The sequence below is a fragment of the Kitasatospora sp. NPDC088160 genome (assembly GCF_044741445.1).
Classification (GTDB): Bacteria; Actinomycetota; Actinomycetes; order Streptomycetales; family Streptomycetaceae; genus Kitasatospora.
Window position 1 is genome coordinate 281642 of the sequence record NZ_JBIUSS010000004.1, and the last position, 15123, is coordinate 296764.

The window sequence follows — 15123 nt, forward strand, 5'->3', positions numbered from 1 at the left end:
GCCCCCAGGCAGGACCACCCATGCGTGCATACCGCCGACTCGGCGTGGTCGCTGGCCTCCTGGCCGCAGCGTTCGCCGGGGCCCAGTTCCAGTCGCACCTCACCGCGGAGGAGACGGAGACGGTCTTCGTGACGACGTTCAACGACGGCTTCACCGAGAGCAAGGCCGACGACTGTGACCAGGGGTTCGCCCCTGCCTGCCACTGGCTCTCCCTCGGCTGACCCTCTCCCCGAAAGGCAGAAACACATGGAAGCGATCAAGAACAAGGTCCGCGAAGTCCTCGCGATACACCGGGAGGTGGAGGACTGGCGCATCGACTACGACCCCGGTACCCCGGAGTGGTTCACCCTGGTCAACCTCTCCGAGGTGGCTGCCGGGCTGGCGCTCTCGCTGCCCCCCGAGATGCTCCCCGAGGAGGAGCTCCGGACTCCGAACCCCCGCGAGTACGAGGTGCTCGACGAACTCATCGCCCTCTGCTCCGAGGAGGAGGCGAAGTGAGCGGGCGGTGGAAGTACGAGGTACTCGCCTGTGCCACGGACGACGCGGACCACAGCGACGCCTGCTCGCTGTGGACGCTGGCCAGCACCTACTTCGACCAGGAGTTCAGCAAGGCCTTCGAGGACGCCGCCACCAAGCCGCATGCCCAGGTGCGGACGGTCAGCCCGTTCAACGGCAACAGCGTCATGTCGTTCCACCACATCGAGGGTGGAGGCCTGTGCGAGTGGTGCGGTCCGGCGACCGGTCGGCGTGGGCCCTGGATGCGCACGCCCAGTGAGGACCGGTTCATGTGTTCGCCCTGCGTCGCTGACGGTGAAGCCGCAATGGAGGCCCTGCACAAGGCCAACGGTTGGCCGAGAAGCCGCACGTACTGGCCCGTCCTGGAGGAGAGGGCCGACTAGGCCAAGAAGGCGAAACCCCCGAAAGGGGGTCGGGGCGGGGTGGTGCTCGCCCCCTGACGAAGCCAGCCATGACATCGAATTGAGGGCACATGCCTGCGACCCTGACCGACTTCGACGCCCCGCGCGTCTGGATCGGCTGCCTGGCCTGCTACAACGGCGGCCGGCTGACCGGCGAGTGGTACGACGCGGACACCGCGGACCTCGTCGCTCCCGAAGACCTGCACTCCGGGGCGACCACCCACGAGGAGCTGTGGGTCATGGACCACGAGGGCTTCCTGGGGCTCCTCACCGGCGAGTGCTCCCCGTCCCGCGCCGCTGAGTTGGCGGAGCTCTTGGTCGAGATCCCGCCGCACGAGCGCAGCGCGTTCGCGATCTGGTTCAGCACCTACGCGGACGACGACGCAGACCTCTCCTCCGTGGTCGAGGAGTTCCGCAACTCCTTCGAGGGCGAGTGGCCCTCCCAGGCCCACTTCGCCCAGGAACGTGCGGAGAGGCAGATGAGCAACGAGCAGGAGGAGCTGATGAGGACCTGGCCGTTCAACGCCATCGACTGGGAGTCCGCCGCGATGGAGCTCTTCTCCTCCGGCTACGACTCCGAGGAAGCACCGGGCGGTGGTGTCTATGTCTACCTCATCGGATGACTGGCGGCCCTCCTGCCTGGAGTGCGGCGACGTACCCGAGCTCCTGGACGAAGACCTGACCTGCGGCCCGTGCCGCATCCGCATCCACCTGAAGGACCAGCGCATGAAGAAGACCGTCAAGTTCAGCATCGAGCGGACCACCGAGGCGGAGGTCGAGTTGGAGCTGACCATCCCGGATGAGTTCCTCGACGAGGACGGGGAGATCTGCGACGAGGCTGACTTCTGCGACTGGCTCAACGACAACCCGCACGAGTGGGAGCTGTCGGAGCCGTTCTTCGAGGAGATCCAGGACACCACCGTCCTCGAAGTCCTCAACGCCTACTGAGTCCAGGAGACCAGCAATGCACCGATGGACCGTAATCGCGCTGCACAACGAGGACCGCCAGGCCCTCCTAGTCGCCGGAGTGGTGGCGGGATGGCAGGGCGACGAAAGCAGTTCCCTTTACACGAGCGACAACCTCTACCGGCTCACGAGCTTCGTTGAGGCCCCGACCGCCGACGAGGCCGAGGCGAAGGTGATCCAGGAGTTCGAGACCGCGCTCGCCGAGATGGCCGCGGAGGAGGACTAGCACAGGTGCCCGCGCTGAAAAAGCGCGGGCACCCGGCGAAACCCCGGTGGTGAATCGGGGTCGAGGTGGGGTGGTGCCCACCTCCTGACGATGCCAGCCGACATCAATCACTTACGAGGATACCCATGAAGCACTACGTCTGGTGCGGCCCTTGCGGCACCACGATCCTCCGTGCCATTCCGTCCGGCGAGTTCTCCTGCTTCCGCTGCGGCGCATCCACGGACCCGGACCTTGACCTCGTCCTGGACGCCGGCCAGGTCTGGCGCGTGGACGAGGACGGCCGCCTGTACGGCGCGGAGGTGGCGGCCCGATGAGCAGCTACCGTCTTCACCTCCCCCTCGACTTCGAGACGCCGGCCGCCGCGCTCGCTTGGTTCGACGAGGCGCAAATGGCCGGCTTGGTCCCGGCCGACGTGGACCTGTTCCACCCCGATGCGCTCGACAGTGCCGCCCATGGATTCACCGCACGGGACCTGATCGTCCGGCGCACCCGCGACCGAATCGCGAGCCTTGCCGTCCGCGCTGGCAAGGGGGTCAGTCGTGTCCGTTGAGTACGGAAAGTGCTCCTGCGGCTGCGGGAAGTCCCGCCTCGTCAAGGTGCGAATACCGGCGATCACCATCACGGTCGACCGGGACCGGTGGGCTGAGGAAGGCGGCTCCGCTCCGGACTCCGGCACGGTTCGGAAGTCGGTCGTCGAGTACGTATGCAGTTCCGTGTCCAACCTCGCCTGCCTGGAGGCCGCCGAGGCCATCGTCAACATCAGCGACCGATGAGTCCCTGTGCGACCGTCCTCCCTGACCTGGAGGACTTGGTCGACTACACGCTGGAGGAGCTGGAACAGCTCGCCGCACCCTGGCCGGCACGTTGGCTTCTTCCACCGAAACCGGGTGAACCGGAGCGCGTGGTCTACCTCTTCGCTGGTCCCGGCGGCCTCGAAGTGGGCACGAGGGACGTCCTGGGGCGCGAGCTCGACATCATCGGCGTCGAGCTCAACGAGGACGCCGCCGCGACCGCGGTGAAGGCTGGCTTCCAACGGATCGTCGCCGACGTCCGGACGCTTGATCCGCACCATCCTGCACTGCGTTGGACGCGTGGCCTGATCGTCACCGCGCCGTGCCAGTGCTGGACGCCCGCAGGCAAGCGGGCCGGCCAGGACCCGCGCAACCAGCAGATCCTCCTCGACATGTTCGCCTGCGCCTGGGAGGCCACGGTCGGCGTCTGGGAGGAAGGACGGGAGTGCGCGGAAGATTGCCCGAGCGACTGCGAAGAATGCTGGGATGGCTGGTCCGGCCCCATCTACGGGGTGGACGAGGTCCGCTCAATGGCCAAGGACCTGACCGACGACCGGATCGGCCTGCTCGCCGAAGTCGTGATCTGGGGCCTCGCCCTGTCCGTCGCCTCGCATGACTTCGGGTGGATCGCGATGGAACAGTCCAGCGCCCTGCCGCAGGTCATCATCGACGGCATCCGTGAAGAGCTTCGCTGTGCTGACTGGCTGGCGGTGGACTTCCAGATCCTCGACGCCGTGGACTACGGGCTCGCCAGCCGCCGGAAGCGGACGTTCATGCTCGCTGCCAGGCATCGGTACGCCGTCGCCAGCACGCGGCCCGAGAACGAGATCACCACGACCACAGCAGCGCAGGCCCTCGGCTGGCCGCCCGGAATCAGGGTCAACACCCGAGGCACGAGGCGAACCGCCGGGGGCAACTGCTGGAGCGCGGACAAACCCGCGACTGCCATCACCAGCAAGATCCGCGGGTGGTACTGGGAGCACGACAAGGAGCGGCGGTTCACGCTCGACGAGGCAGCCCTCCTGGCCGGCTTCCGCCCCGGCTACCCGTGGACCGGCTCCAGGTCGAGCTGTACCCAGCAGATCGGCGACGTGGTGGCACCCCCAATGGGAGCCGTCGCCATCGGGGCACTTCTCGGCATGGCGTGGGAGGCCCGACTTCGTGACTACCTCGCCGAGATCTACAACTTCGCACCGGCCGAGCACGCGCTCGCAGCATGATCGAAAGAGAGAACATGTCCAGCTACCGCTTCAACCCGAACCTCCTGCTCATGTCCATCGCCAGGCCGGATCTCGACTGCGAGCTCTGCGAGGCTGACCGCCGCACGTCCATGGCCGACGCACGAACGGCGATCTGCCTCAACTCTGGAGTGGCCCTCGACGACATCGACGCCGCCTCCGGCTACAACTACTCCCGCCGCGCGTACGACCGCGTCCGAGCCTCGTGGGTCGATCTCATCCGCCAGCACGGCTACAGCGAGTTCTACGAGATGCGCGACATCGACGAGGTCCGCGCCCGCTGGGCCGAGAAGCGCCCCGACTTCGTCGAAGGCGACGACTGGTTGCCCGAGGCGTTCGAAGCCCACCGGCAGTTCATCGAAGCCCTCGGTCGGCCGTGCCGCCGTTCATCCTGCGACATCCACTACCCCGCACCCGTCCTGTGAGCACGAGGAGCGACATGACCGAGAGCACCGAAGCCGCCGCTGTCCACATCGCATGTCCGAAGTGCCACTCCCTCGACGTGCACCTGAACGTTCGCGAGTGGGCCGTCTGTGACACCTGCAAGTGCGGCGGCATGTGGGGCGAGTTCATGGTCTGCAACTGCTGGGGCTACGACTGCCCCGCCATCCTCGCCGAGCTCTGAAGAGCAGGTGCGATTGCAAGAGTGTAACTAGCGAAACCCCCGGAAGGGGGTCGTCGCGGGGTGGTGCCCGCGGCCTGATGAGCAGCCGAACTGGAGGAAACCATGAAGACGTTCACCTGCGTTGCCGGCCTGGAGTCCGGAACAACCTCGATCAGCCGTGTTGAGCCCGGAGGCATCCAGCACACCTCCGAGCACCCCTGGGTGACGACCTACTGGGTCGAGGGCCCCAGGGTGCACGGAACCATCGAGGTGGCGCCGTCGTATCGCGACCTCGACGGTTGGCACTTCATGCCGACCGGCCTGCACCTCACGTACGGGCCGCACCAGTACGCCCAGTACAACGGCTCCCTCGTGGTCAACGGCGTGCCCTTGGCCGGCTCCCTCGAACTGCCGGCCGATAGCCCCGCACAGTGGGACACGATCACCATCCGGCGCACCCTCGGTCCGTCCTCGAACTCCGGGTCCACCGCCCCGGAGGCCACCCAGCGCAGGGCGCGAGAGATCCTGCGGGCCACCTTCGAGGCCCACATCGCCAACGAGCAGCACGCTTTCGAGACGGCCGCCGCCTACGCACGGCACAAGCGCACCGAGCGCCTGGAGAGCCTGCGGCGCGCCGAAGCCGCCGCACGGCAGGCGTTCGACCACGCCGAGACCGAACTCCGGGCGGTCATCGACCGGACCATCGCGATGGAGAGCCGCTTCGAGCAGACGCTCGCCGCCTGCGCCCCCGCGGCGAACTAACCGGAAGTCGGAGAAGACCTTGAATGGCACGGAAGTTGAGATCGCCAAGCTGAGGGCCGGGGATCGAGTCGAGGCCACCACCTACGACGCCGGCGGGCGCACCATCACCCGGACCGGCGTCCTGCTGGCCAAGCCGAGGCTCGTGGTGGTCCAGGTCTGGGGGCACCGGGTCAAGAAGTGGCGCCTCCACATCGACGCCCCGGGCTCCGAGATCGCTCGCGCGAACGCCGTCGCCCTCTGGCCACACCAGCGCGTCAGGCGCCTCGACGCACCCACCGACTCCGACCAGAACGCCTAACCACGGGAGATCCCAAGTGAAGTACGCACCGTTCGCCGAATGGCTCACCGAGAAGGCCATCGCCGCTGGGTACGAGGTGGACCTGCCCCACCTCGGAGCCCGCTCCCGCCTCGCCGAGGCGGCCGGCCTGCACACCGGCAGCCTGAGCCAGATACTCACCGGCTCCCGCCTGCCCGCCTGCGGGCACTGGGCGCTCCTGGCCGAGGCCGTCAAGGTCGAGGTCGACGACCTGGCCGAGCAGGTCAAGGCTGCGCGTCGAACCGCTCCCCGGCGCCCGCGGCGACCCCGAGGCCCCCAGCTGATCGGCCTGGCCGGACTCGCCCGATCCGGGAAGGACAGCGCGGCCTCCGCCCTGGTTGAGGCTGGGTGGACACGGCGGGCCTTCGCCGACCCGCTCAAGGAGATGCTCTACGTCCTCGACCCCCTGGTGTTCAGCCCGAGCGGGAGGCGCATTCGACTGAGCGGGCTGGTCGACGGACTCGGTTGGGAAGGGGCGAAGAAGCTCCCCGAGGTCCGGGCCCTCCTCCAGCGAGGAGGCACGGAGGCTGGCCGCGGAGTGCTGGGGCATAACGTGTGGGTCGACCAGATGTTCCGCGACGCCGACGCCTGGACGAAGCCGGTCGTCATCCCCGACGTGCGCTTCCCGAACGAGGCCGAGGAGATCAGGCGGCGCGGCGGCCTGGTCGTCCTGATCGGCCGCCCCGGCCAGGCGCTGATCGACGGGGCCAGCCACATCAGCGAGCACGCCCTCGCCTACTGCCCGGTCGACGCCACCATCCTCAACACGGGCACGCTGGCGGACCTTGGCGACCGCATCAGGGCGATTGCGAAGGTGTGATTGCAAGAGTTGATACGCCTCGCCCATTGGGATAGTGTAACTAGCGAGAGAGAGGGAAACCCCTTGAACACCAACACCCTTGTTCACAGCCCTGCGATCCTCGGAGAACTCCCCGAGGGGACCGTGATCCGCGACGCAGACGGTGACACCGGGACCAAGGCCGGAGACGGATTTGCCGTCGTCGGCTGGCGCTACCCGCTGGCCCCCGAGTGGTTTGCGATGCCGGCCACCGTCGTCGGGCCGCCACCGGCAACCGTTCAACTGATTGCCGACCTCAGTGGCCCGCTGACCCTTCCGGTGCTGCTCGCCGAACTGCGGAGCATCGCCGCCGACCTGAACGACCTGATCAAGCGCCAGGAGAACGAGCTCGACGAGCTTCGTGACGACTACGGCGACGTGCTGTCCGGGGAGCTCGCCGACTGGGACGAGCTGAAGGCCGACCACCACGAGGAAGGCTCGGCCGCACTCGGCGCGGTTCTCCTCCGCCTGGGAGAGCTCACCAGTACCCGGAGCGGCCCGTGAGGCTGACCCCCCGCAAGGAAGAAGTCTCTGCGGTCGTCGCGCTGCTGGAGTCCCAGGACTTCGACAGCGCCGACCAGATGGCCAAGGCCATCCTCAAGGAGGCCGGCGAGATCCTCCAGATGCGCGACTGGTTCGCCCTCGCGCATACCTGGAACGACGGAAGCCGCGGCCTCAACTGGGCCCCGTTCGGCAACGAGTCCGAAGCCGTCGCCTTCGCCAACAAGATCGCCATCGGCGGCACGGCGCGCATCATCAAGCTCTACGCCCCCGGCGTGACGCTCGCCAACATCGACGGCAAGAAGGGCTGGAAGGGCTACTGCCAGGACGCCGAGTGCGGCCACGCACCGAACGTCCACTCTGCCGTCGCCGCCGCCCGAGGCGCCTGCCACATTCCCACCTGCCCCTGCGGGCAGTTCCGAAAGTAGACGGAGGTAACCGCATGACGGCCAAACCCGTCACCTTCTGGACCTGCCCCTGCGGCTCGAAGAGGGCATACGAAGACGCGCACGCCGCGGTGAAGGCCCTGGGCAAGGCCCAGGCAAAGCGCGCCCGAATTGCCGACCGCCGGGGAACCGGCCGAGGGATCCGTCAGGAGAGCCGCGCCTACGAGTGCGAGTACGGCATGTACCACCTCACCGCGCAGTCCCGCACGAGCTACCTCGGGGCCGCGGCTTGACCTCGACCAACGCCTGATGCAGGGCGGAAGCAACCGGCTGCTGACCCCGGAAGAAGTCGCGACGTGGCTCAAGGTCAGCGAGATCACCGTCAAGAACAAATACCGCGCATGGGGCTTGCCCTGCCAGAAGGTGGGTCGGCTGCTGCGTTTCCGTGAGCGGGACGTCGTGAACTACCTCGACAAGAACTACGGGTAGCACCAGCAGGCCGTACAGCCCCACGACACAGAGAGGGGGCCGCATGGCCACCGTCTTCCAGAAGTGCAAGGAAGAATCGGACAACCGTTATTACCCATGCGAGAAATCGCGATGCGGTCACAGTTGGACCGTCCGCTACCGAGAGCCAGGGGGTCGTACCGGCCGCCAGCGTGAGCGGTCATTCCCGACCAAGCGGGAGGCTGATAACTACGGCATCAAGATGGAGAATGACAAGCGCGCTGGAATCTATCTTGATCCCAAGCTTGGCCAGATAACCGTCAGGGCCTGGGCCAATGAATGGCTGGGCTCTCAAATCATCGCCCCCAACACCGAGCGGGATTACAAGGGCTTTATTGGCAATCACCTTGTGCCGCACATCGGGCGCAAGACCATCGCCAATGTCACGACACAAGACATTCAGCGCCTCATTGCTCGCATGACAAAGGCCGGACTGAAGGGGAGCACCATCAAGACGCGCATGATTCCCCTCCGTTCCATGCTGAATGCAGCTGTGGCCGACAAACGGATAGCCGAGAGCCCCTATCAGGCAAAGAACCTCACGTTTCCGCGTGTTGCCTCACAAGCTGTGGACGCTGACGCTATTCCGACCCTTGCGGAGATCGTGGCCATTGCCGCCGAACTTCCGGCGGAATATCGGCTGATCGTCTGGCTTGGCGCGGGCGCGGGCGCACGCCCCTCGGAAGCCTTCGGGGTTTCGGAGGACTGTGACCGTGGCGACACGCTCCGATTCTATCGGCAGGCGACCGACAAAGGCGGCAAGGAGACGGGGCGCAAGGCACTGGTCCCCCTGAAGCACAGGGCGGAGGACGATTGGCGGGACGTGCCCATGCCACCCTTCCTCGCCGAGGGATTTCGGGCTCACGTGACGGAGTACGGTACCCACACCATCGGAGCGGGGACGGGTCTGCTGTTCGCCACCAAAGCTGGGGGGCTGCTGACTCACGAAGGGTTCTACTACCATTGGCGGAAGGCAATGCAGGCCCTGGGGCTCTCGTGCACCCCTCACGACCTTCGGCACTTCTTTGCGTCCACCGCACTCGCGGCGGGAGTATCCCTGCTGGAGGTCTCCCGATGGCTGGGCCACAAGTCGATCAAGATTACGGCGGACATCTACGGGCACCTTGTGCAGGACGCCCCGGAGCGGATGCGGCGGGTCATGCAGGACGCTCTACGGCCCGCCGCGCGGGGGCTGGAGGCGGAGTGAGCCGGGATGGCCCGGGGGGCTTTGAAGCCGCCCCAAAGGCGGCCTGATGTGCTGGCAACATAGCGGCGTGCTGGTTCCGTGCTGACTCTGACACCCGGAAAGGGCGTTTATGCAGGTCAGAGGTGCCATGTGCAACGTTCGGCGTCAACGTCTGACCGGACGACACCGGACGGCGCGGGGCGGCGGCGGACGACGGCCGGTCGCCCGGCGCGGGAGCCTTCTACGGGGCGGCCCCGGACCTCCAGAGGTCCGGGGCCGCCCCGGCTTCGTGTCGGCTCCGTGCGCTGCGAGGATGTGAGTTCAGGAAGTTCAGCCGGCCAAACGGGGCCGGCCCGGGCCGTGGGGGACTACACCTTGTAGGCGCGCCCCGGGAGAAGGCAAGGGAGGAAGAACAGTCATGGTGGTCACGCTCGCCAAGGGCGGGAACGTCTCGCTCACCAAGGCCGCGCCGAACCTGACGCAGGTCCAGATCGGCCTCGGCTGGTCCGCCCGTTCGACCACGGGCGCACCGTTCGACCTCGATGCGAGCGCCCTGATCTGTGGTGGCGGCCGGGTGCTCGGTGACGAGTACTTCGTCTTCTACAACAACCTCAAGAGCCCCGAGGGCTCGGTCGAGCACACCGGTGACAATCTCACCGGCGGCGAGGACGACGGCGACGACGAGGTGGTCCTGGTCAACCTGGAGCTGGTTCCGGCGCAGGCGGACAAGGTGGTGTTCGCGGTGTCGATCTACGACGCCGAGGCGCGGCTGCAGAACTTCGGGCAGGTCCGCAACGCCTACATCCGGGTCGCCAACTCCCTCGACGGCGAGGAGATCGCCCGTTACGACCTGTCCGAGGACGCGTCCAGCGAGACCGCGATGATCTTCGGCGAGCTGTACCGCTACGCGGGCGAGTGGAAGTTCCGCGCGGTGGGCCAGGGCTACGCCTCCGGCCTGCGCGGCATCGCCCTCGATTTCGGCGTAAACGTACAGTAAGGGCGAAAAGGCGAAAATCAGAACAATCGCACCCAACCTACGATCATGAGAACAGAAGGCAGTGCGGGGGTGACCTGACCGGGCCCGGCCCGGTCAGGGCGTCTCGGGACGAGGCCGCCCCCGGCACGGCCCGAAACCCGAAAGGTAACCAAGTCCCGTGTTCCTCCGCACTTTCGGCTGGTCGTTCGCGATCACCGTCCTAGGCCTGATCGCGGCCGGACTGCTCTGGGGGGCCCAAGGATTCGGCATCGTGCTGATCCTCTCCATCCTGGAGATCTCCCTGTCGTTCGACAACGCGGTGGTCAACGCCACGGTGTTGAAGCGGATGAACCCGTACTGGCAGAAGATCTTCCTGACCGTCGGCGTGCTCATCGCCGTCTTCGGCATGCGGCTGGTCTTCCCGCTGCTGGTGGTCGGCCTCACCGCGAAGCTCAACCCCGCGACGGTCGTCGACCTCGCGCTGCACTCCGACAAGACGCACGCCGGCCTGACCTACGGTCAGTACCTGGAGGCGGCCAACCCCGCCATCGCGGCCTTCGGCGGCGTCTTCCTGCTCATGATCTTCCTCGACTTCGTGTTCGACGACGAGAAGGAGCACAACTGGCTGGGCTGGATCGAGCGCCCGCTGGAGAAGGTCGGCAAGCTGGACGCCTTCTCCAGCGTCGTCGCGCTGGTCGTGCTGGTGCTGGCCTCCAACTTCTTCGCCGGGGAGCACGCTGAAACCGTTCTGCTCGCCGGTGTCCTCGGCCTGATCACCTATCTCGTGGTCGGCGGCCTCTCCTCGATCTTCGAATCGGGTCTGGAGGAGGACGCCGAGCGCGAGGAGGAGGCCGAGAAGTCCGGCAAGTCGATCCTCCAGGTCGGCGGCAAGGCCGCGTTCTTCCTCTTCCTCTACCTGGAGGTCCTGGACGCCTCGTTCTCCTTCGACGGCGTGGTCGGCGCGTTCGCCATCTCCAGCGACATCTTCCAGATCACCCTGGGCCTGGGCATCGGCGCGATGTACATCCGCTCGCTGACCGTCTTCCTGGTCCGCAAGGGCACCCTGGACGACTACGTCTACCTGGAGCACGGCGCGCACTACGCGATCGGCGCGCTCTCGGTGATCCTGCTGGTCGGGATCAAGTACCACATCCCGGAGATCGTCACCGGCCTGATCGGCGTCGCCTTCATCGGGCTGGCGCTCGGCTCGTCGATCCTGCGCAACCGGCGCGAGGCCGCGCGGGACGAACCGGAACTGGTGAGTACGGGTACCGGCGAATAGCCCGCCGGGTACGCGAAACGGCCGCCTCCGGGAATCCGGGGGCGGCCGTTTCGCGTCGCGGTGCGCCCGCTCAGCCGAGCTGCTGCTCGATCGCGCGCAGCTTGCGCTCCAGCGAGTCCAGCTTGGGCATCGACAGGGTGTCGTCGTCGGCCGTCAGGTCGATGGTCGAGCTGCGGTAGGACGAGCCCGAGGCCGATCCGGCGGACGAGGACGAGGAGTAGGACGACGAGTAGGACGAGGACGAGGAGGACGCCGAGGAGGACGGCGCGTACGACGAGCCGACGGCGGCACGCGGGCGGCGGCCGGCGTCCAGCGCGGCCGGCTCCAGCGGGCCCGAGGCGGCCTGGTGCGAGGAGGCGGTGTCCGACTCGGCGGCTAGGGCAGGCTCCGTAGCGGTCTGGCCGTCGCCGGCAGCCGTGAGCGCGGGCACCTGGCGGCCGCCGCGGGCCCGGGCGAGCATGCCGCCCTGGCGGGAGATGGCCTTCAGCTCGGCCCGCTCGCGGCGGTCGGCCGTGCGGGCCCGCACCTTGGCGTCCAGCTTGGCCTGGCGCTCCTCGCGCACCTCCTCGACCGCCTCGTCCAGGCTGCGGACGTTCTCCAGCAGCATCAGCGACCAGGCCGCGTAGGTCTCGCGCGGGGCGCGCAGCCAGCGGACGATCCGGATCTGCGGCAGCGGGCGCGGCACGAGCCCCTGCTCGCGCAGCGCGGCCTTGCGGGTCTGCTTCAGCGCGCGGTCGAACAGGATCGCCGCCGAGATCGACATGCCGGAGAAGAACTGCGGGGCGCCGTCGTGCGACACGCCGCGCGGCGCGTGCACCCAGTTGAACCAGGCCGAGGCGATCGCGAACACCCAGACCAGCAGGCGGGAGCCGAGCGCGGCGTCACCGTGGCTGGCCTCGCGGACGGCGAGCACCGAGCAGAACATCGCGGCGCCGTCGAGGCCGAACGGGACGAGGTACTCCCAGCCGCCGGACAGCCCCAGGTTCTCCTTGCCGAAGCCCACCAGGCCGTGGAAGGACAGCGCGGCGGCGACACCGGCGCAGCAGAACAGCAGCGTGTAGGAGGAGATGCCGTAGATCATCTCCTTGCGCCGCCGACGCTCCTCGCTGCGCTCCCAGGAGTCGCCGGCCTCTTCCTTCTTCGTGTTCTTGAAACGCAGCGTCGCCAGCAGGACGGCGACGAACAGCAGGGCTGCGCCGCCGACGACGGTCCAGACCAGCTGTATGGAGGTCAGGTTCATTGCGGGTCGGGCCTCGGGTTTCCGCAGGGGACGGGTTCACAGAGCGACACAGGCGGTCAGCTCCCGGTACTCGGGTCGCGCCTGACGGTTCGTTCGTCGCCGCACGGCGTACCCGCCGCACCCGCGCAGGGGCGGACGGGACACCTGTGCGGCTAGACGATATCGCGTCCGAAGGGGCGGCATGTTACGGGAGGGGGGCTTCCTCCCGCCAATCGACCCGCCGGCCGCTCCACTCGTCGACCCGGCGGTGAGCGCCGGGGGGCCCGACGGGGTAGGGGAGGGGAAGGTTTGGGTATCCGAGGGCCGGGCTGATGCCCGATCATGGAGCGGCGAACCGTCAGATCGCCTGACGGGAGCAGGGGGAGAGGGCGGGATGGTCTCGATCTGGGAGTACCTGCGCGGGGAGCGGAACTACACCTTCGACAACCCGGGCGGTCAGCACAAGGTCATACTCACCAAGTCGACCCCGCAGCACGCGATCACCGGGTCCGCGGCCACCACCGGCTACCTCTACGTCAACCTGCACTGGACCACCCGCTCCGGGGCCGTCCGGCCGAGTGCCCGGGAACGCGCCAAGCGCCTCTTCAGCCCCCGCATCCTGCGCCCGCTGGAGCCGGACTCGGTGCAGAACGAGCAGGTCAACGTCGACCTCGACCTGGCGTGCATGTACGAACTGTCCGACGGGAGCAGCGGCGTGGTGCAGCCGCTCGGCGGCTACTTCGGCGACCTCCGGCAACCGCCGTACATCAAGCTCAGCGGCGACGACCAGTACGGGGCGCCGTCCGGCGAGACGATGTACGTCAACCTGGAGAAGAAGGACAAGTTCAAACGGCTGCTGATCTTCGTCTACATCTACGACGGCACGCCGGCCTTCGAGCAGTCCCACGCGGTGGTGACGATCGTGCCGCAGACCGGGCCGCGGATCGAGATCAAGCTGGACGAACGGGCCCGGGCGGCGCGCTCGTGCGCGGTGGTGCTGATCGAGAACGCGGGGGACAACCAGCTGACGGTGCGCCGTGAGGTGCGGTACGTCAACGGGTTCCAGGCGGACATCGACCGGCTGTACGGGTTCGGGATGCAGTGGCAGCGCGGGTACAAGAGCCAGGGCGGTTCCGACTAGGCCCCGTCCGGCCTCGGCCCTGCCCGGTCTGGTCGGAGCCGGGCGGCGGTGGTGCCCTGAGCAGGCCGGTCAGCGGGGCTGGAACTGCGGGCCCTGCGGCGGCAGGGCGAACTCCTCGCCGGTGGGCGGCTGGGCCGGGGCCTGGGCCGGTGGTTGCGCGGGGGCCTGGGCCGGCGGCTGCTGGCCGGTGCCGGCGTGCGGGTAGCCGTAGCTGCCGGGGTGCTGCTGCGGGGCGGGCTGCTGCTGGTGCGGGTAGCCGTAGCCGGTGCCCTGCTGCTGCGGGTACGGCTGGGGAGTGGGTTGCGGGTACCCGTAGCCGGTACCGGGCTGCTGCTGCGGATAGCCGTAGCCGGTGCCGGGCGGCTGCTGGGGCTGTGGCTGCTGCGGGTAGCCGTACCCGGTGCCGGGCTGGTGGGCCGGGGGTGCGGTCGGAGCCGGCGGCGCGGCCGGGGGAACGGTGGGCGGGGCGGTCGGCGGGGGCGGCACCGGGCCCGGGGCGGCCTCGGCGGGCTGCTGGGGCCGGCTCTGGGGGGTGGCCGACGGCTGCGGGACGGCCGGGGCCAGGGTGAAGGTGCCGGGCTCGGGCGGGGCGGTCGGGCGCGGGGCGGGCAGCGGGGTGCTGCGCGGGTCGACGGCGGCGGTGGGGGTGGCCGTCGAGGCCGCCGCCGGGGCCGCGTCGGCCTCCGCCTCGTCGTCGACGGTAATGCCGAAGTCGGTGGCCAGGCCGATCAGGCCGGAGGTGTAGCCCTGGCCGATCGCCCGGAACTTCCAGGCGCCGGAGCGCCGGTACAGCTCGCCCGCGACCAGGGCGGTGACGTTCTCGCCGTCGGAGATCGCGAACTCGGCGAGTGCGGGCGTGCCGTCCCCGGCCGTGGCGTCGAAGAGCAGCAGGCGCAGCCCGGGCACCGCGCGGAAGGAGCCGCCCTCGGAGGAGCCGGCCAGCACCACCCGGTCGACGTCGGCGGGCAGCTTGGCGAGTTCGACCTCGATCGTGTCGATGATCTCGGCGCCGCCGGAGGTCTGCTGCTTGGGCAGGTGGCGCACCAGGCCGGAGGGGTGTCGCGGCTGGTTGTAGAAGACGAAGTCGGCATCCGAACGGACCTTGCCGGTGGCGCCGAGCAGCAGCGCGGACGCGTCCACGTCCGGCGCACCGGGCGTGGCGCTCCAGCGCAGCACGGCGCGGACCGCCGCAGCCGGCAGTGCGATGTTGGCGCCCTTGGCCATCACGTGCGTCATAGCCGACCATCCTGCCCGTTCGCCACCCCTT

Annotated in this window: 25 protein-coding genes and 3 other RNA genes; 26 read left to right on the top strand and 2 right to left on the bottom strand. The window is 68.4% G+C overall.

What is annotated here, in order from left to right; translation table 11 throughout:
- Positions 1–20: 20 nt before the first annotated feature.
- The 25 genes from ACIOGZ_RS08195 to ACIOGZ_RS08315 all read left to right on the top strand — a co-directional run bounded on the left by ACIOGZ_RS08195 (position 21) and on the right by ACIOGZ_RS08315 (position 11496).
- A complete protein-coding gene (locus tag ACIOGZ_RS08195; RefSeq protein WP_400985288.1) occupies positions 21–221 on the top strand; it encodes a hypothetical protein in 201 nt (66 codons plus the stop codon).
- Between the two features lie 25 nt (positions 222–246).
- Positions 247–498 carry a hypothetical protein gene (locus ACIOGZ_RS08200; RefSeq protein ID WP_400985290.1) on the top strand — a complete coding sequence of 84 codons (252 nt, stop codon included), beginning with the start codon at positions 247–249 and terminating at the stop codon, positions 496–498.
- Positions 495–899 (top strand): hypothetical protein, encoded by a 405-nt coding sequence (locus ACIOGZ_RS08205; RefSeq protein WP_400985292.1) that lies wholly within the window; start codon positions 495–497, stop codon positions 897–899. Before ACIOGZ_RS08200 ends, ACIOGZ_RS08205 begins: the two co-directional genes overlap by 4 nt.
- Before the next feature lie 7 nt (positions 900–906).
- Positions 907–971: hammerhead ribozyme type II (locus ACIOGZ_RS08210), an RNA gene on the top strand.
- 17 nt (positions 972–988) lie between these two features.
- Positions 989–1540, top strand: a complete 552-nt coding sequence (locus tag ACIOGZ_RS08215; RefSeq protein ID WP_400985294.1) for an antirestriction protein ArdA — start codon at positions 989–991, stop codon at positions 1538–1540.
- Complete coding sequence (locus ACIOGZ_RS08220) at positions 1521–1865, top strand: hypothetical protein (RefSeq protein WP_400985296.1); 345 nt, start codon at positions 1521–1523, stop codon at positions 1863–1865. Before ACIOGZ_RS08215 ends, ACIOGZ_RS08220 begins: the two co-directional genes overlap by 20 nt.
- Before the next feature lie 16 nt (positions 1866–1881).
- On the top strand, positions 1882–2109 hold the full coding sequence (locus ACIOGZ_RS08225; RefSeq protein ID WP_400985298.1) for a hypothetical protein: 228 nt from the start codon (positions 1882–1884) through the stop codon (positions 2107–2109).
- Positions 2110–2142: 33 nt separating this feature from the next.
- An RNA gene (locus tag ACIOGZ_RS08230) (hammerhead ribozyme type II) lies at positions 2143–2212 on the top strand.
- Positions 2213–2234: 22 nt separating this feature from the next.
- On the top strand, positions 2235–2423 hold the full coding sequence (locus ACIOGZ_RS08235; RefSeq protein WP_400985300.1) for a hypothetical protein: 189 nt from the start codon (positions 2235–2237) through the stop codon (positions 2421–2423).
- Positions 2420–2659, top strand: coding sequence for a hypothetical protein (locus ACIOGZ_RS08240; RefSeq protein ID WP_400985302.1), 240 nt, complete (start codon positions 2420–2422; stop codon positions 2657–2659). The genes ACIOGZ_RS08235 and ACIOGZ_RS08240 overlap by 4 nt, the downstream gene beginning before the upstream one ends.
- The gene (locus ACIOGZ_RS08245) at positions 2649–2882 is read left to right on the top strand and encodes a hypothetical protein (protein ID WP_400985304.1); all 234 of its coding nucleotides are present in this window, start codon (positions 2649–2651) and stop codon (positions 2880–2882) included. Before ACIOGZ_RS08240 ends, ACIOGZ_RS08245 begins: the two co-directional genes overlap by 11 nt.
- A 35-nt stretch (positions 2883–2917) precedes the next feature.
- Entirely contained in the window at positions 2918–4120 is a 1203-nt protein-coding gene (locus tag ACIOGZ_RS08250; protein WP_400985306.1) for a DNA cytosine methyltransferase, read from the top strand.
- A 14-nt stretch (positions 4121–4134) separates the two neighbouring features.
- Complete coding sequence (locus ACIOGZ_RS08255) at positions 4135–4563, top strand: hypothetical protein (RefSeq protein ID WP_400985307.1); 429 nt, start codon at positions 4135–4137, stop codon at positions 4561–4563.
- A 14-nt stretch (positions 4564–4577) separates the two neighbouring features.
- Positions 4578–4763, top strand: a complete 186-nt coding sequence (locus tag ACIOGZ_RS08260; RefSeq protein WP_400985309.1) for a hypothetical protein — start codon at positions 4578–4580, stop codon at positions 4761–4763.
- Positions 4764–4791: 28 nt separating this feature from the next.
- Positions 4792–4854: hammerhead ribozyme type II (locus tag ACIOGZ_RS08265), an RNA gene on the top strand.
- An 11-nt stretch (positions 4855–4865) separates the two neighbouring features.
- Positions 4866–5504 carry a hypothetical protein gene (locus ACIOGZ_RS08270; RefSeq protein WP_400985311.1) on the top strand — a complete coding sequence of 213 codons (639 nt, stop codon included), beginning with the start codon at positions 4866–4868 and terminating at the stop codon, positions 5502–5504.
- A gap of 19 nt (positions 5505–5523) precedes the next feature.
- On the top strand, positions 5524–5802 hold the full coding sequence (locus ACIOGZ_RS08275; RefSeq protein WP_400985313.1) for a hypothetical protein: 279 nt from the start codon (positions 5524–5526) through the stop codon (positions 5800–5802).
- A 16-nt stretch (positions 5803–5818) separates the two neighbouring features.
- Entirely contained in the window at positions 5819–6640 is an 822-nt protein-coding gene (locus ACIOGZ_RS08280; RefSeq protein WP_400985315.1) for a hypothetical protein, read from the top strand.
- Positions 6641–6703: 63 nt separating this feature from the next.
- Positions 6704–7162, top strand: a complete 459-nt coding sequence (locus tag ACIOGZ_RS08285; protein WP_400985317.1) for a hypothetical protein — start codon at positions 6704–6706, stop codon at positions 7160–7162.
- On the top strand, positions 7159–7587 hold the full coding sequence (locus ACIOGZ_RS08290) for a hypothetical protein (protein ID WP_400985318.1): 429 nt from the start codon (positions 7159–7161) through the stop codon (positions 7585–7587). Before ACIOGZ_RS08285 ends, ACIOGZ_RS08290 begins: the two co-directional genes overlap by 4 nt.
- Before the next feature lie 14 nt (positions 7588–7601).
- Entirely contained in the window at positions 7602–7838 is a 237-nt protein-coding gene (locus tag ACIOGZ_RS08295; RefSeq protein WP_400985320.1) for a hypothetical protein, read from the top strand.
- A 16-nt stretch (positions 7839–7854) separates the two neighbouring features.
- Positions 7855–8034: a helix-turn-helix domain-containing protein gene (locus tag ACIOGZ_RS08300; protein ID WP_387816928.1), complete on the top strand. Its 180-nt coding sequence runs from the start codon at positions 7855–7857 to the stop codon at positions 8032–8034.
- A gap of 43 nt (positions 8035–8077) precedes the next feature.
- Complete coding sequence (locus ACIOGZ_RS08305) at positions 8078–9259, top strand: tyrosine-type recombinase/integrase (protein ID WP_400985322.1); 1182 nt, start codon at positions 8078–8080, stop codon at positions 9257–9259.
- Positions 9260–9656: 397 nt separating this feature from the next.
- Positions 9657–10235 carry a TerD family protein gene (locus tag ACIOGZ_RS08310; protein WP_363580697.1) on the top strand — a complete coding sequence of 193 codons (579 nt, stop codon included), beginning with the start codon at positions 9657–9659 and terminating at the stop codon, positions 10233–10235.
- A 157-nt stretch (positions 10236–10392) separates the two neighbouring features.
- Positions 10393–11496 (top strand): DUF475 domain-containing protein, encoded by a 1104-nt coding sequence (locus ACIOGZ_RS08315; protein ID WP_363580699.1) that lies wholly within the window; start codon positions 10393–10395, stop codon positions 11494–11496.
- A 70-nt stretch (positions 11497–11566) separates the two neighbouring features.
- Here the strand turns inward: ACIOGZ_RS08315 and ACIOGZ_RS08320 are convergent, their stop codons facing one another.
- Positions 11567–12736: a DUF2637 domain-containing protein gene (locus tag ACIOGZ_RS08320; protein ID WP_363580701.1), complete on the bottom strand. Its 1170-nt coding sequence runs from the start codon at positions 12734–12736 to the stop codon at positions 11567–11569.
- 373 nt (positions 12737–13109) lie between these two features.
- On the opposite strand from ACIOGZ_RS08320, the gene ACIOGZ_RS08325 reads away from it, so the two are divergent.
- On the top strand, positions 13110–13856 hold the full coding sequence (locus tag ACIOGZ_RS08325; RefSeq protein ID WP_350878113.1) for a Tellurium resistance: 747 nt from the start codon (positions 13110–13112) through the stop codon (positions 13854–13856).
- Between the two features lie 69 nt (positions 13857–13925).
- Here the strand turns inward: ACIOGZ_RS08325 and ACIOGZ_RS08330 are convergent, their stop codons facing one another.
- Positions 13926–15092 carry a TerD family protein gene (locus ACIOGZ_RS08330; RefSeq protein WP_363580703.1) on the bottom strand — a complete coding sequence of 389 codons (1167 nt, stop codon included), beginning with the start codon at positions 15090–15092 and terminating at the stop codon, positions 13926–13928.
- Between the last annotated feature and the right edge of the window lie 31 nt (positions 15093–15123).